Source organism: Pseudomonas sp. TH32 (genome assembly GCF_016650855.1).
Classification (GTDB): Bacteria; Pseudomonadota; Gammaproteobacteria; order Pseudomonadales; family Pseudomonadaceae; genus Aquipseudomonas.
Genome location: NZ_JAEKFA010000002.1, coordinates 4,563,260 through 4,583,590, shown reverse-complemented (window position 1 = coordinate 4,583,590; position 20,331 = coordinate 4,563,260). Strand labels below are relative to the sequence as shown.

Here is a 20,331-nt window from a genome sequence, read left to right as displayed (position 1 = left end):
TTAAGCGCCGCTCAATCGAGCGGCGTTTTGGTATCTGGAAATCGGTAGTCACGAATAACGTTATGGGCGGCGCTGGGTCGCGCGGCCCTCTATCTAAGGTTGAAGATGATGCGGAGCAAGGTGACAGGTGCGCAGCGTTGGGTCGTTAAGATCGGTAGCGCGCTGCTGACGGCGGATGGCAAGGGGCTGGATCGTGCGGCCATGAGCGTCTGGGTGGACCAGATGGTGGCGTTGCATGAGGCTGGCGTCGAGTTGGTGCTGGTGTCGTCCGGGGCAGTTGCCGCGGGCATGAGCCGTCTCGGCTGGACCGCGCGACCCAGCGCGATGCACGAGCTGCAGGCCGCTGCCGCCATCGGTCAGATGGGCCTGGTGCAGGCCTGGGAGTCCAGCTTTGCCGAGCACGGTCGCCACACGGCGCAGATTCTGCTGACCCATGACGACTTGTCTGACCGCAAGCGCTACCTGAATGCCCGCAGCACCTTGCGCGCCCTGGTTGAACTCAAGGTGATCCCGGTGATCAACGAGAATGACACCGTGGTGACCGACGAAATTCGTTTCGGCGACAACGACACCCTGGCCGCCCTGGTAGCTAACCTGGTTGAGGCTGACTTGCTGGTGATCCTCACGGATCGCGATGGCATGTTCGACGCTGACCCGCGCAATAACCCGGATGCCCAGCTGATTTACGAAGCCCGTGCAGATGACCCGGCGCTGGATGCGGTGGCCGGCAGTGTCGGTGGTGCCCTGGGGCGTGGCGGTATGCAGACCAAGCTGCGTGCGGCGCGGCTGGCGGCGCGTTCCGGCGCGCATACCATCATCGTCGGTGGCCGGATTGAGCGTGTACTGGATCGCCTGAAGGCGGGTGAGCGCATCGGTACGCTGCTGTCGCCCGAGCGCGGCATGCTGGCGGCGCGCAAGCAGTGGCTGGCGGGGCATCTTCAGACGCGCGGTACCCTGGTGCTGGATGCGGGTGCGGTGTCTGCGTTGTCTCAAGGCAACAAAAGCCTCCTGCCGGTGGGCGTAAAATTGGTCCAGGGCAGTTTCCGTCGTGGCGAGATGGTGGTGTGTGTGGCGCCGGACGGTCGCGAGATTGCTCGTGGCCTGGCCAATTACAGCGCCCTTGAGGCGCAGAAAATCATTGGGCAGTCGTCTGAAGCGATTGTCGGTCTGTTGGGTTACATGGCTGAGCCGGAGCTGGTTCACCGGGATAACCTGATTCTGGTTTAAGTAAAAAGGAAGTCTCGATGCGCGTAATGAAGGGATTGCTCGGTTTGCTGTTGGCGATGCCGCTGCTGGCGTCGGCCGAAGAGATTGGCCAGGTGTCGACGGTGTTCAAGTTCGTCGGTCCCAATGACCGGATCGTGGTCGAGGCTTTTGATGATCCGAAGGTGGATGGCGTGACCTGCTACCTGTCTCGCGCCAAGACTGGCGGGGTGAAGGGTGGCCTGGGCCTGGCGGAAGATCGTGCCGAGGCGTCGATTGCTTGTCGTCAGGTGGGCGCGATTCGCTTCAAGGGCGAGCTGAAGGATGGGGATGAGGTGTTCAAGGAACGCACGTCCCTGGTGTTCAAGACCATGCAGGTGGTGCGTTTCCTCGACAAGAAGCGCAATACCCTGGTGTATCTGGTCTACAGCGACCGCTTGATCGAAGGCAGCCCGCAGAATGCGGTGACGGCGATTCCGATCCTGCCGTGGCCGACGGCGCAGTAAATCTCTAGAAGAGCCGGCATGCCGGCTCTTTTTTTGGCTTGCCCAAATTACAGGCAATAAAAAACCGACCCTGGGGTCGGTTTTTTAACAAGCTTATCGCTTAGGCTGCAGCAGCAAGGTTCAGAGCCTTGATGTGGCCATTCAGACGACCTTTATGGCGAGCAGCTTTGTTCTTGTGGATGATGCCTTTATCGGCCATACGGTCGATAACTGGCACGGCCAGAACGTAAGCAGCTTGAGCTTTTTCAGCGTCTTTTGCGTCAATGGCTTTAACTACATTCTTGATGTAGGTACGAACCATGGAACGCAGGCTGGCGTTGTGGCTGCGACGCTTCTCAGCCTGTTTTGCACGTTTTTTGGCGGAAGGTGTGTTGGCCACCGTCGAGCTCCTCGAAAGACTTTTTAGGAAATAGCAAACAAAATAGGCCGCGAATCATGCCGATGAGTTGAAGTCTTGTCAAGGGCGTGTGATGCGAACTGCTGAGTGGTCGATCTTAAGAGGCGGGTGATTTATTTCCGGCGCTTGACCTGTAAACTCGCGAGCTTTGGCTCTGTGCTTGTTGCAGGCGCGGAGTATCGCATATGTGGGCCGTTTGTTCGCCTGCTCTTTATCTATAGGCAAAAACTCTTTCAATGAACCTGCTCAAATCGTTGGCCGCCGTCAGCTCTATCACCATGATTTCCCGGGTTCTGGGGTTTGTGCGTGACACGCTGCTGGCACGTATTTTTGGCGCCAGCATGGCCACGGATGCCTTCTTTATTGCCTTTAAACTGCCCAACCTGCTGCGGCGGATCTTCGCCGAAGGGGCTTTTTCCCAGGCCTTCGTGCCGATTCTGGCGGAATACAAGGCCCAGCAAGGCGAGGAGGCGACCCGCACCTTTATTGCTTATGTTTCGGGTTTGCTGACGCTGGTGCTGACGCTGGTGACGATCGCGGGCATGCTCGCCGCGCCCTGGGTGATCTGGGCCACGGCCCCCGGATTTGCCAATACGCCGGAAAAATTCGCCCTGACCACTGACCTGTTGCGGGTGACCTTTCCTTATATATTGCTGATTTCCCTGTCGTCCCTGGCCGGGGCGATCCTCAATACCTGGAACCGCTTCTCGGTGCCGGCGTTCGTGCCAACCCTGCTTAACGTCAGCATGATTGTTTTTGCGCTGTTCCTGACGCCGTACTTCGATCCGCCCGTGATGGCTCTGGGCTGGGCGGTCCTGGCCGGTGGCCTGGCACAACTGCTGTATCAGCTGCCGCACCTGAAGAAGATCGGCATGCTGGTGCTGCCGCGCCTGAACCTCAAGGACACCGGCGTCTGGCGGGTGATGCGCAATATGCTGCCGGCAATCCTCGGGGTTTCCGTCAGCCAGATCTCACTGATCATCAACACCGCCTTCGCCTCGTTGCTGGTCTCGGGCTCGGTGTCGTGGATGTACTACGCCGACCGTCTGATGGAGTTGCCGTCCGGTGTGCTGGGTGTGGCGCTCGGCACCATCCTGCTGCCAACGTTGTCCCGTACCTACGCCAGCAAGGACCGTCACGAGTATTCGCGGATCCTCGATTGGGGCCTGCGCTTGTGCTTCGTGCTGGTGCTGCCGTGCGCCGTGGCCTTGGGGTTGCTCGCCGAGCCGCTGACGGTTGCGCTGTTCCAGTACGGCCAGTTCACCGCGTTTGACGCCTCGATGACCCAGCGTGCGCTGATTGCCTACTCCGTCGGGCTGTTGGGCATCATCGTGATCAAAGTGCTGGCCCCTGGCTTTTATGCTCAACAAAACATCCGCACCCCGGTAAAAATCGCGATCTTCACCCTTGTCGTGACGCAACTGCTCAACCTGGCGTTCATTGGCCCGTTGAAACATGCCGGGCTGGCGCTGGCGATCAGTGTGGGTGCCTGCATCAATGCCGGGCTGCTGTTTTATCAGCTGCGCAAACAGAAAATGTTCCAGCCGCAGGCAGGCTGGGGCTCGTTTGCGCTCAAGCTGGTGGTGGCCGTGGGCGCGATGGCGGCGGTGCTGCTGGGCCTTATGCACTTCATGCCCGCCTGGGATCAGGGCCATATGCTGGAGCGCTTCATGCGCCTCGGTGTGTTGGTGGTGGCTGGCGTAGCGGTGTACTTCGGCATGTTGCTGCTGATGGGCTTCCGCTTGCGGGATTTCAATCGCAAGTCGCTGAGCTAGAGACTTTTCGTCGATAAAGCGGTTGTTTTATCGATTCGCACAAATGGCCTGCGCTGTTGCCTGTCGTCCGGGGCCGGGTGTGGTTATAATCGACCACTTTATGAGCAAGAAGCGCGTTATGCAGCTGGTTCGAGGTCTCCACAACCTGCGCCCCCAGCATCGGGGCTGCGTCGCCACTATTGGCAACTTTGACGGTGTTCACCGTGGCCACCAGGCTATCCTGGCCCGCCTGCGTGAGCGTGCGGTTGAGTTGGGCGTGCCCAGCTGTGTGGTGATTTTTGAACCACAGCCCCGCGAATTCTTTACCCCGGAAACGGCGCCGGCACGTCTGGCCCGCCTGCGGGACAAGCTGCAACTGCTGGCGGAAGAGGGCGTGGACCGTGTCCTCTGCCTGGCTTTCAACCAGCGCTTGCGCAGCCTCAGTGCCGCCGAGTTCGTCGACCGTATCCTGGTGGACGGCCTGGGCGTGCAGCACCTGGAGGTCGGCGACGACTTCCGTTTCGGTTGCGACCGGGTAGGGGATTTCGATTTCCTGCAGCAGGCCGGCGTCACCCAGGGTTTTACCGTCGAAGCCGCGCAAACCGTCGAACTGGACGGCCTGCGCGTGAGCAGTACCCAGGTGCGTAACGCCCTGGCCGCTGCCGACTTCGCCTTGGCCGAGCGTTTGCTCGGTCGCCCGTTCCGGATTGCCGGGCGGGTCCTGCACGGCCAGAAGCTGGCGCGCCAACTGGGCACGCCAACCGCCAACGTGCAACTCAAGCGCCGTCGTGTGCCGCTGACCGGGGTTTACCTGGTGAGTGTCGACATCGACGGCCAATCGTGGCCCGGAGTCGCCAACATAGGCGTCAGGCCCACGGTTGCAGGTGATGGCAAAGCCCACCTGGAAGTTCACCTTTTGGATTTTGCCGGTGATCTGTATGACCGGCGTTTGACGGTGGCTTTCCACCAAAAGCTGCGTGAAGAGCAGCGTTTCGCCTCCCTGGAGGCGTTGAAAACGGCGATCAATGCGGATGTCGCCGCCGCCCGTGCACTAGCCGCACCTAGCGCCCATCGCTAATGAAGAGCCTTAAATGACCGACTATAAAGCCACGCTAAACCTTCCGGACACCGCCTTCCCAATGAAGGCCGGCCTGCCACAGCGCGAACCGCAGATCCTGCAGCGCTGGGACAGTATTGGCCTGTACGGAAAGTTGCGCGAGATTGGCAAGGATCGTCCGAAATTCGTCCTGCACGACGGCCCTCCTTATGCCAACGGCACGATTCACATCGGTCATGCGCTGAACAAGATTCTCAAGGACATGATCGTCCGCTCGAAAACCCTTTCGGGTTTTGACGCGCCTTATGTTCCGGGTTGGGACTGCCACGGCCTGCCGATCGAACACAAAGTCGAAGTGACCTACGGCAAGAACCTGGGCGCGGATAAAACCCGCGAACTGTGCCGTGCCTACGCTACCGAGCAGATCGAAGGGCAGAAGTCCGAATTCATCCGTCTGGGTGTGTTGGGCGACTGGGCCAACCCGTACAAGACCATGGACTTCAAGAACGAGGCCGGTGAAATCCGTGCCTTGGCCGAAATCGTCAAGGGCGGTTTCGTGTTCAAGGGCCTCAAGCCCGTGAACTGGTGTTTCGACTGCGGCTCGGCCCTGGCCGAAGCAGAAGTGGAATACGAAGACAAAAAGTCCTCGACCATCGACGTGGCCTTCCCGATCGCCGACGAGGCCAAGCTGGCCGAAGCGTTCGGCCTGGCGAGCCTGGCAAAGCCTGCCTCCATCGTGATCTGGACCACCACCCCGTGGACCATCCCGGCCAACCAGGCGCTGAACGTGCACCCGGAATTCACCTACGCCCTGGTAGACGTCGGTGACAAGCTGCTGGTGCTGGCTGAAGAGCTGGTTGAGTCGTGCCTGACCCGCTACAACCTGCAGGGCTCGGTGATCGCGACCACTACCGGCTCCGCGCTGGAGCTGATCAACTTCCGTCACCCGTTCTACGACCGTCTGTCGCCAATCTACCTGGCCGAGTATGTTGAACTGGGCGCCGGCACCGGTGTGGTTCACTGCTCGCCTGCCTATGGCGTAGACGACTTCGTGATCTGCAAGCAGTACGGACTGGTCAACGACGACATCATCAATCCAGTGCAAAGCAACGGCGTGTATGCGCCGTCCCTGGAATTCTTCGGTGGCCAGTTCATCTTCAAGGCGAACCCTGCGATCGTCGACAAGCTGGCTGAAGTCGGTGCGCTGCTGCACACCGAAACCATCACCCACAGCTACATGCACTGCTGGCGCCACAAGACCCCTCTGATCTACCGCGCCACCGCGCAGTGGTTTATCGGCATGGACAAAGAGCCGACCAGCGGCGAAACCCTGCGCAAGCGTGCGATCAAGGCGATCGAAGACACCAAGTTCGTCCCGGCCTGGGGTCAGGCGCGCCTGCACTCGATGATCGCCAACCGTCCGGACTGGTGCATCTCCCGCCAGCGCAACTGGGGCGTGCCGATCCCGTTCTTCCTGAACAAGGAAAGCGGCGAGCTGCACCCACGTACCGTCGAGCTGATGGAAGTGGTTGCCCAGCGCGTTGAGCAAGAGGGTATCGAAGCCTGGTTCAAGCTGGATGCCGCCGAGCTGTTGGGCGACGAAGCGCCGCTGTACGACAAGATCAGCGACACCCTCGACGTGTGGTTCGACTCGGGTACCACCCACTGGCACGTATTGCGTGGCTCGCACCCTATGGGTCACGAGACCGGCCCGCGCGCCGATCTGTACCTGGAAGGCTCCGACCAACACCGTGGCTGGTTCCACTCCTCGTTGCTGACCGGTTGTGCGATCGACGATCACGCCCCGTACCGCGAGTTGCTGACCCATGGTTTTACCGTCGACGAGAACGGTCGCAAGATGTCCAAGTCTTTGGGCAACGTGATCGCGCCGCAAAAGGTCAACGACACCCTGGGCGCCGACATCATGCGCCTGTGGGTGGCCTCTACCGATTATTCGGGCGAGATGGCCGTGTCCGAGCAGATCCTGCAGCGCAGCGCCGATGCCTACCGCCGGATCCGTAACACCGCACGCTTCATGTTGTCGAACCTGACCGGTTTCAACCCGGCCACCGACATCCTGCCGGCCGAGGACATGCTCGCCCTGGACCGTTGGGCCGTGGACCGTACCCTGTTGCTGCAGCGCGAGTTGCAAGAGCACTACGGCGAATACCGCTTCTGGAACGTCTACTCGAAGATCCACAATTTCTGCGTGCAGGAGTTGGGTGGTTTCTACCTCGACATCATCAAGGACCGCCAGTACACCACCGGTGCCAACAGCAAGGCCCGCCGTTCGGCGCAGACCGCGCTGTACCATATCTCTGAAGCGCTGGTGCGCTGGATCGCGCCGATCCTGGCCTTCACCGCCGACGAGCTGTGGGAATACCTGCCGGGCGAGCGTAACGAGTCCGTGATGCTCAACACCTGGTACGAAGGCCTGACCGAACTGCCGGCCGACTTCGAGCTGGGCCGCGAGTACTGGGAAGGCGTGATGGCGGTCAAGGTTGCGGTGAACAAGGAGCTGGAAGTGCAGCGCGCGGCGAAGGCCGTTGGCGGCAACTTGCAGGCCGAAGTCACGCTGTTTGCCGAGGAAGGCCTGACCGCCGACCTGGCCAAGCTGAGCAACGAACTGCGCTTTGTCTTGATCACGTCCACCGCCAGCCTGGCGCCGTTTGCTCAAGCCCCTGCGGATGCCGTTGCGACTGAAGTCCCGGGCCTCAAGCTCAAAGTGGTCAAGTCGTCCTTCGCCAAGTGCGCCCGTTGCTGGCACTGCCGTGAAGATGTCGGTGTGAACCCGGAGCACCCGGAAATCTGCGGTCGCTGCGTCGACAACATCTCTGGTGCTGGCGAGGTTCGTCACTATGCCTAAAGCCTGTCGTTTTGGACGCCTGGGCTTGCTCGTACTGAGCGTGCTGGTGCTGGTCATTGACCAGCTCAGCAAGGCTCATTTCGAAGGCGCCTTGCAGATGTACCAGCAGATCGTGGTGATTCCCGACTACTTCAGCTGGACCCTGGCCTACAACACCGGCGCTGCGTTCAGCTTCCTGGCTGACAGCTCCGGCTGGCAGCGCTGGCTGTTTGCCTTGATCGCCGTGGTGGTCAGTGCGGTGCTGGTGGTCTGGCTCAAGCGCCTGGGGCGCGATGACACCTGGCTTGCCGTCGCGTTGGCGCTGGTGCTGGGTGGCGCATTGGGCAACCTGTACGACCGCATCGCCCTGGGCCATGTGATCGACTTCATTCTGGTGCATTGGCAGAACCGCTGGTACTTCCCGGCGTTCAACTTTGCTGACAGCGCCATCACCGTCGGTGCAATCATGCTGGCGTTGGATATGTTCAAAAGTAAGAAAACCGGAGAGACCGTTCATGACTGAACAGGTATTGGCTGAGCAACGCATCGGCCAGAACACGGAAGTCACCTTGCATTTCGCATTGCGCCTGGAGAATGGCGACACGGTCGACAGCACGTTCGACAAGGCCCCGGCGACCTTCAAGGTCGGTGACGGCAACCTGCTGCCGGGCTTCGAAGCGGCCCTGTTCGGTTTCAAGGCCGGCGACAAGCGCAACCTGCAGATCCTGCCGGAAAACGCCTTTGGCCAGCCCAACCCGCAAAACGTGCAGATCATCCCGCGTTCGCAGTTCCAGGACATGGAGCTGTCGGAAGGCTTGCTGGTGATCTTCAATGATGCGGCGAATACCGAGCTGCCAGGTGTGGTGAAAGCCTTTGATGACGCGCAAGTGACCATCGACTTCAACCACCCGTTGGCCGGGAAAACCTTGACCTTTGATGTTGAAATCATCGACGTTAAAGCGCTCTGACTGACGAAGCCGGCGCTGGTAAACGGCGCCGCAATGTTCCAATTTCTTGCGTTGCAAGACACGAGGCACAGCATGCAAATCAAACTCGCCAACCCCCGTGGCTTCTGCGCCGGCGTGGACCGGGCGATTGAAATCGTCAACCGCGCCCTGGAAGTCTTCGGGCCGCCGATTTATGTGCGTCATGAAGTCGTCCACAACAAATTCGTGGTCGAAGACCTGCGCAGTCGCGGCGCCATCTTCGTTGAAGAACTGGACCAGGTGCCGGACGACGTTATCGTCATCTTCAGCGCCCACGGTGTTTCCCAGGCGGTGCGTACTGAAGCTGCAGGCCGTGGCCTGAAAGTGTTCGACGCTACCTGCCCGCTGGTGACCAAGGTGCACATCGAAGTTGCGCGCTACAGCCGTGATGGTCGTGAATGCATCCTGATCGGCCACGCCGGTCACCCGGAAGTCGAAGGCACCATGGGCCAGTACGACGCCAGCAATGGCGGCGCGATCTACCTGGTAGAGGATGAAAAAGACGTCGCCGCCTTGCAGGTGCACAACCCTGAAAAGCTGGCCTTCGTCACCCAGACCACCTTGTCCATGGATGACACAAGCCGCGTCATCGATGCCTTGCGCTCGCGTTTCCCGGCCATCGGCGGGCCACGCAAGGATGACATCTGCTACGCCACGCAAAACCGCCAGGATGCGGTCAAGCAATTGGCTGACGAATGCGACGTAGTATTGGTGGTGGGCAGTCCGAACAGCTCCAACTCCAATCGGCTGCGTGAGCTGGCCGAGCGCATGGCGACTCCGGCCTACCTGATCGATGGTGCCGAAGACATGCAGCGCAGCTGGTTCGACGGTGTCGAGCGCATTGGTATCACTGCGGGTGCCTCGGCCCCGGAAGTGCTGGTGCGTGGCGTGATTCAACAATTGCAGGCCTGGGGCGCAACCGGTGCCGATGAGCTGGCTGGTCGTGAAGAGAACATCACTTTCTCCATGCCCAAGGAGCTGCGGGTTCGTTCGCTGCTCTGAGTCCCAGGGTGCCGGCATAGCCTCGGCACAACGCCTGCTCGGTCTTGTTACTGCGCAGGCTGATGCGCCCGCTGGCTGCCAGCACTATCTGATACAGGCTCAATTGCTGGTCCGTGGCACACACGTGAACCGTGCCAGCACTGAACGCCCCTGCTGACAGCAGCGGTTCACCCAGGCCGCTGAAGCGTATCTGGGTTCTCACCGGGGTATTCCCCACAATCGGTATCTGCCCACTGTCCTGGCGCTCCAGCAGCACCGGGTTGTCGTCGTCCAGATGGCCGCGACCGTTCAGGTCCAGTATCACCCTCCATCCCCGGCTCCAGTCATCGTCCAATGCATGGATAACCACTGTGCGATTGCGTGCGATGGCTTCCGTGCGCGCATAACGCACTCCGCTGGCGAGGGATTCGGCGGCGCCCTGGCGTCGTTGCGACTCAAGCAGCCCCTTGAGGCTCGGCACTGCCAGATTGGCCAGGATACCGCTGAGGAACAGGCCCAGTATCAGCTCGATCAGCGAGAAACCTCGTTGTTTCATGTGCCGTTCCTCCGTGGACGCGGTGCGCTTTTCAGTCGGTGCCGGATGGCAGACATAGTTATAGCCTCCGGGTCGGGGCGTCGAATGGTGGCCATGTAGTCCAAAGTATTTCGCTTTGTTCCGGGGTGCAGCGCTTGGACAAGACCGGCGCTAGTCTTGCGTCGCACTGCGGATTTCCCGCTGCTTTTTTGACGACCTTCGACATGGATGGCGACGGTAATGAATACGTGCCCTGCAATATTTCACCCTCGACCGACCCAAGTCGGGATGACCCTGATCGAGGTTTTGGTGTCTGTACTGATCCTGGCCATTGGCCTGCTGGGGGCGGCGGTGATTCAGCTCAATTCGTTGAAGTACACCGACAGTTCCAGGATGACCAGTCAGGCCAGTTTCATTGCGTACGACATGCTTGACCGGATCCGTGCCAACTCCGGCGCCGATTATTCGTGGGCACAGAGCGAGCGCGCGCCCGCGAGTACTTCGGTCGCGAGTGTCCGTGATCTGGATCTACACGATTTCGAAGCCAACATCGCAGGATTTGCCGGGGAGAGCGCCAAGGGTTCGGTGGTGGTCAATCAACGCGAGGTGACGATCAGCATCAGTTGGGACGACTCCCGTGGCGCGAAGGCTCAAGGGGCCCGGGAAACATTTACCCTGACCAGTCGGGTTGCCGTCGACCCGAGGGTGCGGCCATGAGAGGCCCTGATCGCGGTTTCAGCCTGGTGGAGATGCTGCTGGCATTCGCCCTCGGCCTGGTGCTGATCCTGGGGGTGACGCAGATTGCGCTCAGCTCCCGAATCACTCATGCCAGTCAGCGTGCAGCTTCGCTGCTGCAGGATGATGCACGGTTCGTCCTCGGCAAGCTGATTCAGGAGATACGCCAGGCGGGCATGTTCGGTTGCCTGTCCACGGCCTCGATCAGCAACGTGCCTGCAGGTTTCGATCGGCCCATCGGATGGAGTACCACCGGCAGCTCCCGGTCTCTGACGCTGGTGACCGCTGACGTCGGAGAGGGCGGCAGCAAGCCCGATTGGACAGTGCTCTCCGACTGTACCGCTTTTGCCCAAGCCTATGCGGGGAGCGCGCCGGCACCCGCGCCTGGGCAGATCCGCTTTCCACTGCGCAGGCTGACGTACACCTTCGAGGGCGGGCAATTGAAGTTCAGCACGCTGGCGGCCCCGAGCAAGGCGGTGCTTGTGGATAACGTGAGGGCGTTCGATATCAGTTTCGGGGTGGCCGGGAAGGCGGGCTCAGCGGTTGTCACCCGATATGACCCCAACCCCGGCGATGAGTCGCTGATACGTAGCGTGCGGATTTTACTGACCCTTCAGGATCCGGCGGGGTTGGTGAAAGACCAGACCTATAGCGTTGTAGCAGCGCTGCGTAATCGTCTGGAGTAGCGGGCTCATGGTTTATGACTTCTCCCGTTCAAGGCAGGCAGGCATGGTGTTGCTGATCAGCCTGGTCTTTCTGCTGCTGTTGGCGCTGCTGGGGTTGTCTTCGATGGAGGGGGCAATCTCGCAAGAAAAAATGACCGGCGGTGTTCGCCAGCGCAACCAGTCGTTTCAACTGGCCGAAAGCGGCCTCAGGCTTGGCGAGTCTGTGGTGCAGGCGCCCGGGTTTGCCCTGCACCCTTGTCGCTCGATTGCCGCGTGCGCGCCACCTGCCGAGTCGGTTTCGGTCGCGGGGCCCGGTACGAACCCCGTGTCGACGGTCACTTGGATCGGGATGAAGGATGGCATCTACGGTATTCAAAACCTGGGGCCGGGGACGGGCTTGGCCCATCTCCCGGCAGACATTCAGGCCACTCTCTATCGCGTGACGTCGGTGGGTGTCAGTGGTCACTCGCGATCGGTCCTGGAATCTGTGTATGCGCGCGTCGGCAGCGGCCCCGATGAGCGTTTTCGAAGAATCATGTGGCGGCAACTTCAATAGGTGAACAGCATGATGAGCAAGGATTGCACAGGCTTCACCCTGATCGAATTATTGATCGCCGTGGCGATCATCGGCCTCCTGGCCGGGGTTGCCTATCCCGGGTATGCCAGCCATATGAAAAAGGTCTATCGTGCGGAAATTGCCGGGTTGCTGACTGAACAGGCCCAGCTCCTTGAGCGCTATTACGCGAGGAACGGCACTTTTATTGATGCGACCGGCGTCATCGCCGGCAACGATCGCTATAGAATCACCCCTGCATTGAACCCTCAGGATTTCGTTCTGCTTGCCACGCCGGCGATTGACTCGGTGATGGCGGGTGATCCCTGTGCCGCCTTCAGCCTGAGCAGTACCGGTGCGCGAAGCAATCCGGGAGCCGCGCCTGATATGAGCCGCAAGGCGTGCTGGGGGCAATGATGAGGAAGCTGGACGATTGGGCGCCGGGCGTGCCTTTTTCTTTTTATCGGCTGGATCGAACAATGGCTAAGCAACAGCAAGTAGTGGTTGTGGGTGGTGGGGTAATCGGGTTGTTGACGGCGTTCAACCTGGCGACCCAGGGGCAGGCGGTGGTGCTGCTGGATCGTTCGGCGGTCGGGCAGGAGTCTTCGTGGGCAGGCGGCGGCATTGTTTCCCCACTGTACCCGTGGCGCTACAGCCCGGCGGTAACTGCCCTGGCGCATTGGTCCCAGGACTTTTACCCGCAACTTGCGGAGCGTCTGTTTGCCGCGACTGGCGTTGATCCGGAAGTTCACACCACGGGCCTGTATTGGTTGGATCTGGACGATGAAGCCGAGGCGCTTGCCTGGGCCGCCCGCGAAGGCCGTCCGTTGAGCAAGGTGGATGTTTCAGCTGCCCATGATGCTGTGCCGGTGTTGGGCGCCGGGTTTTCCCAGGCGATCTATATGGCGGATGTGGCCAATGTGCGTAATCCGCGGTTGGTCAAATCCCTCAAGGCGGCCTTGTTGGCCCTGCCTGGCGTGACGATTCACGAGCAGTGCGCGGTTGATGGGTTTATTCAGGAAGGCGGGAAGATTGTTGGCGTGAACACGGCGCTTGGGCCGATCCGTGGTGATCAGGTAGTGCTCGCCGCCGGGGCCTGGAGCGGTGAGTTACTGGGCAGCCTGGGGTTGGCGTTGCCGGTGGAGCCGGTCAAGGGCCAGATGATCCTGTACAAATGCGCATCGGACTTTTTGTCGTGCATGGTCCTGGCCAAGGGTCGTTATGCGATTCCCCGGCGCGACGGGCACATTCTGATCGGCAGCACGCTGGAGCATGAAGGCTTCGACAAGACCCCCACCGATTCCGCGCTGGAAAGCCTGAAGGCCTCTGCCGTCGAGTTGATCCCGGCCCTGGCCGATGCTCAAGTGGTGGGACATTGGGCCGGCTTGCGGCCCGGCTCGCCGGAAGGCATTCCCTATATTGGCAAGGTGCCCGGGTTTGAAGGGCTGTGGCTCAACTGCGGGCATTACCGCAATGGCCTGGTGCTGGCGCCGGCGTCCTGCCAGTTGTTCGCCGATTTATTGCTGGAGCGTCAGCCGATCATTGATCCGACACCGTACGCGCCGGCAGGCCGAATCAGCGCTGGATAGCCTTCGGCCCTTGCTCCAGATGCGCCTGGGTGCAATACCATTCCTGGCGCAGGCTCAAGGCTCGGTCCTGTGGCAGGTGAAGACCGCAGTGGGCGCAACGCACCATCTGGATCGTGCCGGGTTCGCTGGGCCGCTGCTGTTTGGCGGCCGGGCTCTTGAATTTGCGCCAAAACCATACCGCGGCAGCAATAACGGCAATCCAGAACAGTAGACGAACCATGGTGGGCAGCTTCTCGACAAGGAATTCGGCAGTTTAGCCAAGGACGTGACAGGCGCACAGCGGAATTAAATTGCAGGCAAAAAAAGGGAGACCCGAGGGTCTCCCTTTTTGCATCGCAGCGAACAATCAGTCAAAGATACCGAAAGTCATGTAGCTGAACCACGAGCGGTCTTCGTTGTTGCCCAGGGCTTGAGGCCCTTGCTCTTCGATAATGTCGCCGTTTTCGTCACGAGGCTTGAGGTCCGATGGAATCGAATCCTTGGCGTCCTGGTATTGCTTGATGATGTCCTGGTTGGCGCGGGTTTCGCCCGGCGGCAGCGGTGGACGGGACTCGATCAGGCCCAGGGTGTATTTGCTCAACCACGAGCGGTTGTCCGCTTCGGCTACCTGCGGTACGAACTGGCCGTCCTTCAGGCTTGGGTGGTCCGGGTAGTTGAGTTTCAGGGTTTCCAGGCTGGTAGCGGCCAGGGCGTCCAGGTGCAGGCGCTGGTAAGCCTCGGTCATCACGGCCAGGCCGTCACCCACGGACGGGGTTTCCTGGAAGTTTTCCACTACATAGCGGCCACGGTTCGCGGCAGCGACATACGCCTGACGGGTCAGGTAGTAGTGGGCTACGTGGATCTCGTAGGAAGCCAGCAGGTTGCGCAGGTAGATCATGCGCTGCTTGGCGTCAGGCGCGTAGCGGCTGTTGGGGTAGCGGCTGGTCAGTTGGGCGAACTCGTTGTAGGAGTCGCGGGCAGCGCCCGGGTCACGCTTGGTCATGTCCAGCGGCAGGAAGCGCGCCAGCAGGCCAACGTCCTGGTCAAACGAGGTCAGGCCCTTGAGGTAGTAGGCGTAGTCCACGTTCGGGTGTTGCGGGTGCAGGCGGATAAAACGCTCGGCGGCGGACTTGGCAGCTTCCGGCTCGGCGTTCTTGTAGTTGGCGTAGATCAGCTCGAGCTGGGCCTGGTCGGCGTAGCGCCCGAACGGATACCGCGACTCCAGTGCCTTCAGCTTTGCCGTGGCGCTGGTGTAGCTGTGGTTGTTCAGGTCGGTCTGAGCTTGTTGGTACAGCTCGACCTCGCTCAGGTTTTCGTCGACGACTTCCTTTGTTGACGAGCAAGCAGCAGTCATGGCGAGGATGGCGATCAGCAGCAGGTGTTTCACTTGCATGGCGGCTTGCGTCCCTATGACGGCCGCTGTCTTGGGCGGGGCCGTCCTGTTATGATGAGCGCCCCTTGGAAAGCCTCGGGGCAAAAGACGCCGTATTTAACCACAAGCGCGCAGCCGAAACCAAAGGCTGTGCCACGCCTAGTCTGAGCATGTCCGATAAAATTGAACTTCGCGCAGAGGTGCCGTCCGAATTGGGCGGCCAACGCCTCGATCAAGTCGCCGCACAATTATTCGCTGAGCACTCGCGCTCGCGCCTTTCCGCCTGGATCAAAGACGGCCGCCTGACTGTGGATGGAGCGGTTATCCGCCCGCGAGACATAGTCCATGGTGGTGCGATTCTTGAGCTGACTGCCGAGCAGGAAGCCCAGGGAGAATGGATCGCCCAGGACATTGAACTGGACATCGTCTACGAAGACGACGACATCCTGGTGATCAATAAACCCGCAGGCCTCGTGGTTCACCCGGCCGCCGGGCACGCTGATGGCACCCTGCTCAATGCGTTGCTGCACCACGTGCCGGACATCATCAATGTCCCGCGCTGCGGCATCGTGCACCGTCTGGACAAGGACACCACCGGCCTTATGGTGGTGGCCAAGACCATTCAGGCGCAGACGCAGCTGGTCACACAACTGCAGAGCCGCAGCGTCAGCCGGATCTACGAGTGCATCGTGATCGGCGTGGTAACGGCGGGAGGCAAAATCAATGCCCCGATCGGTCGCCACGGCCAGCAGCGCCAGCGCATGGCGGTGATGGAAGGCGGCAAGCAGGCCGTCAGCCACTACCGTGTGCTTGAGCGTTTCCGCTCCCACACCCACGTGCGGGTGAAGCTGGAAACCGGTCGTACCCACCAGATTCGGGTGCACATGGCGCACATCAACTTCCCGTTGGTCGGAGATCCGGCCTACGGTGGCCGCTTCCGTATTCCGCCTGCGGCCAGTGCAACCATGGTTGATTCGCTGAAGACCTTCCCGCGCCAGGCGCTGCACGCCCGCTTCCTGGAGCTGGATCATCCGACGAGCGGTAAGCGGATGAGCTGGGAATCGCCACTTCCAGACGATTTTGTCTGGTTGTTGTCGCTGCTCAAGCAGGATCGCGAGGCGTTTATCGGATGAGTGACTGGCTGATTCCTGACTGGCCCGCGCCGGCCGGGGTGAAAGCCTGTGTTACCACCCGTGCGGGCGGCGTTAGTGTGGCGCCGTTCGACAGCCTCAACCTTGGCGATCATGTCGAGGACAGTCTCGACGCCGTCCTTGAAAATCGCCGTCGCCTTACCGAAGCCTTCAATATTCAGCCGGCCTGGTTGCGACAGGTTCATGGTGTCGTTGTGGTTGAGGCGGACCCTGGCCGGACTGCCGAAGCAGATGGCAGTTGGACCAGCACTCCTGGCATCGCCTGCACATCAATGACGGCAGATTGCCTGCCTGCCTTGTTTTGCAATCGCGCCGGCACCCGCGTCGCCGCAGCTCATGCCGGTTGGCGTGGCCTGGCCGCTGGCGTATTGGAAGCGACCGTTGAAAGCCTGGATACCGAGCCTGCCGACGTACTGGTCTGGCTGGGCCCGGCGATTGGCCCGCAAGCCTTTGAAGTCGGTCCGGAAGTGCGTGAAGCCTTTATGCAGCAACTTCCGGAAACGATTGCGGCTTTCGTCCCCAGTCAGAATCCGGGCAAGTTCATGGCTGACATTTATCAGTTGGCCCGCCTGCGTCTCGCAGTCCGTGGCGTTACTGCTGTCTACGGTGGCGGCTTGTGCACCGTGACCGATTCCCGCTTCTATTCCTACCGCCGCAGCCCGCGCACGGGGCGGTTTGCCTCCCTTATCTGGCTTGAACGCTAGACTCCCTTGACTTGGGTCAATCCTGACGCAAGTCAGCAATAGCCCGCTTGAATCTTCCAGAATCCACCCCATCTATAAGGGTATCTGGCAGGTTTCTTCATTCAGGATGTGTTTGTTCATAGCTCCGGCCTGCTCAAAAGGAAGGTGACTAATGCGTATTGATCGTTTAACCAGCAAATTGCAGTTGGCTTTATCTGACGCCCAATCTCTGGCGGTTGGCCTGGACCATCCGGCCATCGAGCCTGCGCACTTGATGCAAGCGCTTCTGGAGCAGCAAGGCGGTTCCATCAAACCCTTGCTGATGCAGGTGGGCTTTGACGTTAACAGCCTGCGCAAAGAGTTGAGCAAAGAGCTCGACCAACTGCCGAAAATCCAAAATCCGACTGGCGACGTGAACATGTCCCAGGACCTGGCGCGCCTGTTGAACCAGGCCGACCGTCTGGCCCAGCAGAAGGGTGACCAGTTCATCTCCAGTGAAGTGGTGTTGCTCGCCGCGATGGACGACAACAGCAAACTCGGCAAACTGTTGCTGGGCCAGGGCGTGAGCAAGAAAGCCCTGGAAAATGCCATCAACAACCTGCGCGGTGGCGAGGCGGTCAATGACCCTAACCACGAGGAGTCTCGCCAGGCCCTGGACAAATACACCGTCGACCTGACCAAGCGCGCCGAAGAAGGCAAGCTCGATCCGGTGATCGGCCGTGACGATGAAATTCGTCGCACCATCCAGGTCCTGCAGCGTCGCACCAAGAACAACCCGGTGCTGATCGGCGAACCTGGCGTGGGTAAAACCGCGATTGCCGAAGGCCTGGCCCAGCGCATCATTAATGGTGAAGTGCCGGATGGTCTTAAAGGCAAGCGCCTGCTGTCCCTGGACATGGGGTCGCTGATTGCCGGTGCCAAGTTCCGTGGCGAGTTCGAAGAGCGCCTGAAATCCCTGCTGAACGAACTGTCGAAGCAGGAAGGGCAGATCATTCTGTTTATCGACGAACTGCACACCATGGTCGGCGCCGGCAAAGGCGAAGGCTCGATGGACGCGGGCAACATGCTCAAGCCGGCACTGGCCCGAGGCGAGTTGCATTGCGTCGGTGCGACCACACTGAACGAATATCGCCAGTACATCGAGAAAGATGCGGCCCTTGAGCGCCGCTTCCAGAAAGTACTGGTGGAAGAACCGAGCGAAGAAGACACCATCGCGATCCTGCGTGGCCTGAAAGAGCGGTATGAGGTCCACCATAAAGTGGCGATCACCGACGGGGCGATCATTGCGGCGGCGAAACTGAGCCATCGCTACATTACTGACCGTCAGTTGCCGGACAAGGCCATCGACTTGATCGACGAGGCTGCCAGCCGCATTCGGATGGAGATCGATTCGAAACCCGAAGTGCTGGACCGTCTGGATCGGCGCCTGATTCAACTGAAGGTTGAGTCCCAGGCCCTGAAGAAAGAAGAGGACGAGCCGGCGAAGAAACGCCTGGAAAAACTCCAGGAAGAAATTGTTCGTCTGGAGCGCGAGTATTCGGACCTCGAAGAAATCTGGACCTCGGAAAAAGCTGAAGTACAGGGTTCTGCACAGATCCAGCAAAAGATTGAGCAGTCCCGTCAGGAACTGGAAGCAGCCCGCCGTAAAGGCGACCTGAACCGCATGGCCGAGTTGCAGTACGGGGTGATCCCGGACCTGGAGCGCAGCCTGCAGATGGTCGACCAGCACGGCAAGCCTGAGAACCAGTTGCTGCGCAGCAAGGTGACCGAGGAAGAAATCGCCGAAGTCGTCTCGAAGTGGACCGGTATCCCTGTGTCGAAAATGCTCGAAGGCGAGCGCGACAAGCTGCTGAAAATGGAAAGCCTGTTGCACCAGCGCGTCATCGGCCAGGAAGAGGCGGTGGTTGCGGTGTCGAATGCGGTACGGCGTTCCCGGGCCGGGTTGTCCGACCCGAACCGTCCGAGCGGCTCGTTCATGTTCCTCGGCCCGACCGGCGTGGGTAAGACTGAACTGTGCAAGGCCTTGGCCGAGTTCCTCTTTGATACCGAAGAGGCCATGGTGCGGATCGATATGTCCGAGTTCATGGAGAAACATTCCGTGGCTCGCCTGATCGGGGCGCCACCAGGCTATGTCGGGTACGAGGAGGGCGGTTACCTGACCGAAGCGGTACGGCGCAAGCCTTACTCGGTGATCCTCCTGGACGAGGTCGAGAAGGCCCACCCGGATGTGTTCAACGTGTTGCTGCAAGTGTTGGAAGATGGCCGGCTGACGGACAGCCACGGGCGTACCGTGGATTTCCGTAATACGGTGATCGTGATGACCTCCAACCTGGGCTCGGTACAGATCCAGGAACTGGTGGGTGATCGTGAAGCCCAGCGTGCAGCCGTGATGGACGCGCTGACCAGCCACTTCCGGCCGGAGTTCATCAACCGGGTCGATGAAGTGGTGATCTTCGAGCCTTTGGCGCGGGATCAGATCGCGGGCATCACCGAGATCCAGTTGGGCCGCCTGCGCAGCCGCCTGGCGGAGCGCGAGTTGTCTCTGGAGCTGAGTCGCGAGGCGTTGGACAAGCTGATCGCCGTCGGTTACGACCCGGTGTATGGCGCACGGCCGTTGAAGCGTGCTATCCAGCGCTGGATCGAGAACCCGCTGGCACAGCTGATCCTGTCGGGCAGCTTTATGCCGGGCACCAGCGTCGAGGCGACGGTGGAGAACGACGAAATCGTCTTCCACTGAGTTCAGGCTGTAGCGCTGTAACAAGAGGCCCCGCATTGCGGGGCCTTTTTTTTCGATAGGGCGTTGAACTGTAAGGCAAAGGCTTGTAAAGTGCGCCCCGCAGCAACGTCAGCCCAACGGTTTCTTCTCCCCAAGGAGAAATCAGAAAGAAGCGCAAATCCTTGTCTTAAAAGCAATTTAAAGGGTTGACAGAGGTTTTTAAGATTGTAGAATAGCGCGCCTCAGAGGCACTAACGTAGCGATACGGAAGCGTCGAAGAGAAGGTAACAAGCAACAACGTAACACTTTGAAATATGTAGTTCCGTGATAGCTCAGTCGGTAGAGCAAATGACTGTTAATCATTGGGTCCCAGGTTCGAGTCCTGGTCACGGAGCCAATTTCAAACCGGGGTATAGCGCAGTCCGGTAGCGCGCCTGCTTTGGGAGCAGGATGTCAGGAGTTCGAATCCCCTTACCCCGACCATATTTGGGTCGTTAGCTCAGTTGGTAGAGCAGTTGGCTTTTAACCAATTGGTCGTAGGTTCGAATCCCACACGACCCACCATTTTTGAGACCAGTTAACGCTGGAATCGAATCTTAAGATCAGAGGCCAAAAGCGCTGATC

Annotated in this window: 20 protein-coding genes and 3 tRNA genes; 19 read left to right on the top strand and 4 right to left on the bottom strand. The window is 60.1% G+C overall.

The window, feature by feature from the left end:
* Window positions 1-108: 108 nt before the first annotated feature.
* Entirely contained in the window at window positions 109-1,227 is a 1,119-nt protein-coding gene (gene proB / locus JFV30_RS24665) for a glutamate 5-kinase (RefSeq protein ID WP_010174957.1), read from the top strand.
* 17 nt (window positions 1,228-1,244) lie between these two features.
* On the top strand, window positions 1,245-1,709 hold the full coding sequence (locus JFV30_RS24660; RefSeq protein ID WP_008432835.1) for a CreA family protein: 465 nt from the start codon (window positions 1,245-1,247) through the stop codon (window positions 1,707-1,709).
* A gap of 100 nt (window positions 1,710-1,809) precedes the next feature.
* Here the strand turns inward: JFV30_RS24660 and rpsT are convergent, their stop codons facing one another.
* Complete coding sequence (rpsT, locus tag JFV30_RS24655) at window positions 1,810-2,088, bottom strand: 30S ribosomal protein S20 (protein ID WP_003215870.1); 279 nt, start codon at window positions 2,086-2,088, stop codon at window positions 1,810-1,812.
* Window positions 2,089-2,342: 254 nt separating this feature from the next.
* Between rpsT and murJ the strand changes: the two genes are divergently transcribed.
* The 6 genes from murJ (at window position 2,343) to ispH (ending at window position 9,750) form a co-directional block, all read left to right on the top strand.
* Window positions 2,343-3,881, top strand: a complete 1,539-nt coding sequence (murJ, locus tag JFV30_RS24650; protein ID WP_201125405.1) for a murein biosynthesis integral membrane protein MurJ — start codon at window positions 2,343-2,345, stop codon at window positions 3,879-3,881.
* 118 nt (window positions 3,882-3,999) lie between these two features.
* Window positions 4,000-4,938, top strand: coding sequence for a bifunctional riboflavin kinase/FAD synthetase (gene ribF / locus JFV30_RS24645; RefSeq protein WP_076014011.1), 939 nt, complete (start codon window positions 4,000-4,002; stop codon window positions 4,936-4,938).
* A 13-nt stretch (window positions 4,939-4,951) separates the two neighbouring features.
* Complete coding sequence (gene ileS, locus JFV30_RS24640) at window positions 4,952-7,783, top strand: isoleucine--tRNA ligase (RefSeq protein ID WP_010174961.1); 2,832 nt, start codon at window positions 4,952-4,954, stop codon at window positions 7,781-7,783.
* A complete protein-coding gene (lspA, locus tag JFV30_RS24635; protein WP_201125404.1) occupies window positions 7,776-8,285 on the top strand; it encodes a signal peptidase II in 510 nt (169 codons plus the stop codon). Before ileS ends, lspA begins: the two co-directional genes overlap by 8 nt.
* A gap of 7 nt (window positions 8,286-8,292) precedes the next feature.
* On the top strand, window positions 8,293-8,730 hold the full coding sequence (fkpB, locus tag JFV30_RS24630; RefSeq protein WP_003215879.1) for an FKBP-type peptidyl-prolyl cis-trans isomerase: 438 nt from the start codon (window positions 8,293-8,295) through the stop codon (window positions 8,728-8,730).
* A 72-nt stretch (window positions 8,731-8,802) separates the two neighbouring features.
* Window positions 8,803-9,750 carry a 4-hydroxy-3-methylbut-2-enyl diphosphate reductase gene (gene ispH, locus JFV30_RS24625; protein WP_010174963.1) on the top strand — a complete coding sequence of 316 codons (948 nt, stop codon included), beginning with the start codon at window positions 8,803-8,805 and terminating at the stop codon, window positions 9,748-9,750.
* On the opposite strand, the gene JFV30_RS24620 is transcribed toward ispH, so the two are convergent.
* On the bottom strand, window positions 9,704-10,285 hold the full coding sequence (locus JFV30_RS24620; protein WP_169386339.1) for a GspH/FimT family pseudopilin: 582 nt from the start codon (window positions 10,283-10,285) through the stop codon (window positions 9,704-9,706). The genes ispH and JFV30_RS24620 overlap by 47 nt on opposite strands.
* 207 nt (window positions 10,286-10,492) lie before the next feature.
* Here JFV30_RS24620 and pilV point away from each other — a divergent pair, with 207 nt between their 5' ends.
* The 5 genes from pilV to thiO all read left to right on the top strand — a co-directional run bounded on the left by pilV (window position 10,493) and on the right by thiO (window position 13,806).
* The gene (pilV, locus tag JFV30_RS24615) at window positions 10,493-10,981 is read left to right on the top strand and encodes a type IV pilus modification protein PilV (RefSeq protein ID WP_446739866.1); all 489 of its coding nucleotides are present in this window, start codon (window positions 10,493-10,495) and stop codon (window positions 10,979-10,981) included.
* Entirely contained in the window at window positions 10,978-11,685 is a 708-nt protein-coding gene (locus JFV30_RS24610; RefSeq protein WP_201125402.1) for a PilW family protein, read from the top strand. The genes pilV and JFV30_RS24610 overlap by 4 nt, the downstream gene beginning before the upstream one ends.
* Before the next feature lie 7 nt (window positions 11,686-11,692).
* Window positions 11,693-12,220, top strand: a complete 528-nt coding sequence (locus tag JFV30_RS24605) for a pilus assembly PilX family protein (protein ID WP_010174970.1) — start codon at window positions 11,693-11,695, stop codon at window positions 12,218-12,220.
* A gap of 12 nt (window positions 12,221-12,232) precedes the next feature.
* Window positions 12,233-12,634 carry a type IV pilin protein gene (locus JFV30_RS24600; RefSeq protein ID WP_201126239.1) on the top strand — a complete coding sequence of 134 codons (402 nt, stop codon included), beginning with the start codon at window positions 12,233-12,235 and terminating at the stop codon, window positions 12,632-12,634.
* Window positions 12,635-12,696: 62 nt separating this feature from the next.
* On the top strand, window positions 12,697-13,806 hold the full coding sequence (gene thiO, locus JFV30_RS24595) for a glycine oxidase ThiO (RefSeq protein WP_201125401.1): 1,110 nt from the start codon (window positions 12,697-12,699) through the stop codon (window positions 13,804-13,806).
* Here the strand turns inward: thiO and JFV30_RS24590 are convergent.
* Together JFV30_RS24590 and JFV30_RS24585 are read right to left on the bottom strand one after the other, a co-directional pair.
* Window positions 13,793-14,026 carry a PP0621 family protein gene (locus JFV30_RS24590; protein WP_010174976.1) on the bottom strand — a complete coding sequence of 78 codons (234 nt, stop codon included), beginning with the start codon at window positions 14,024-14,026 and terminating at the stop codon, window positions 13,793-13,795. The two genes, thiO and JFV30_RS24590, sit on opposite strands and share 14 nt — an antisense overlap.
* A gap of 126 nt (window positions 14,027-14,152) precedes the next feature.
* Window positions 14,153-15,178 carry an outer membrane protein assembly factor BamD gene (locus tag JFV30_RS24585; protein ID WP_008432851.1) on the bottom strand — a complete coding sequence of 342 codons (1,026 nt, stop codon included), beginning with the start codon at window positions 15,176-15,178 and terminating at the stop codon, window positions 14,153-14,155.
* A 149-nt stretch (window positions 15,179-15,327) separates the two neighbouring features.
* On the opposite strand from JFV30_RS24585, the gene rluD reads away from it, so the two are divergent.
* The 6 genes from rluD (at window position 15,328) to JFV30_RS24555 (ending at window position 20,271) form a co-directional block, all read left to right on the top strand.
* Entirely contained in the window at window positions 15,328-16,290 is a 963-nt protein-coding gene (gene rluD / locus JFV30_RS24580; protein WP_003215899.1) for a 23S rRNA pseudouridine(1911/1915/1917) synthase RluD, read from the top strand.
* On the top strand, window positions 16,287-17,012 hold the full coding sequence (pgeF, locus tag JFV30_RS24575; RefSeq protein ID WP_201125400.1) for a peptidoglycan editing factor PgeF: 726 nt from the start codon (window positions 16,287-16,289) through the stop codon (window positions 17,010-17,012). The genes rluD and pgeF overlap by 4 nt, the downstream gene beginning before the upstream one ends.
* A 151-nt stretch (window positions 17,013-17,163) precedes the next feature.
* The gene (gene clpB / locus JFV30_RS24570) at window positions 17,164-19,728 is read left to right on the top strand and encodes an ATP-dependent chaperone ClpB (RefSeq protein ID WP_169386332.1); all 2,565 of its coding nucleotides are present in this window, start codon (window positions 17,164-17,166) and stop codon (window positions 19,726-19,728) included.
* 300 nt (window positions 19,729-20,028) lie between these two features.
* Window positions 20,029-20,104, top strand: a tRNA-Asn gene (locus tag JFV30_RS24565).
* 9 nt (window positions 20,105-20,113) lie between these two features.
* Window positions 20,114-20,190: transfer RNA gene (locus JFV30_RS24560), tRNA-Pro, on the top strand.
* Between the two features lie 5 nt (window positions 20,191-20,195).
* A tRNA-Lys gene (locus JFV30_RS24555) sits at window positions 20,196-20,271 on the top strand.
* The last annotated feature ends 60 nt before the right edge of the window (window positions 20,272-20,331 follow it).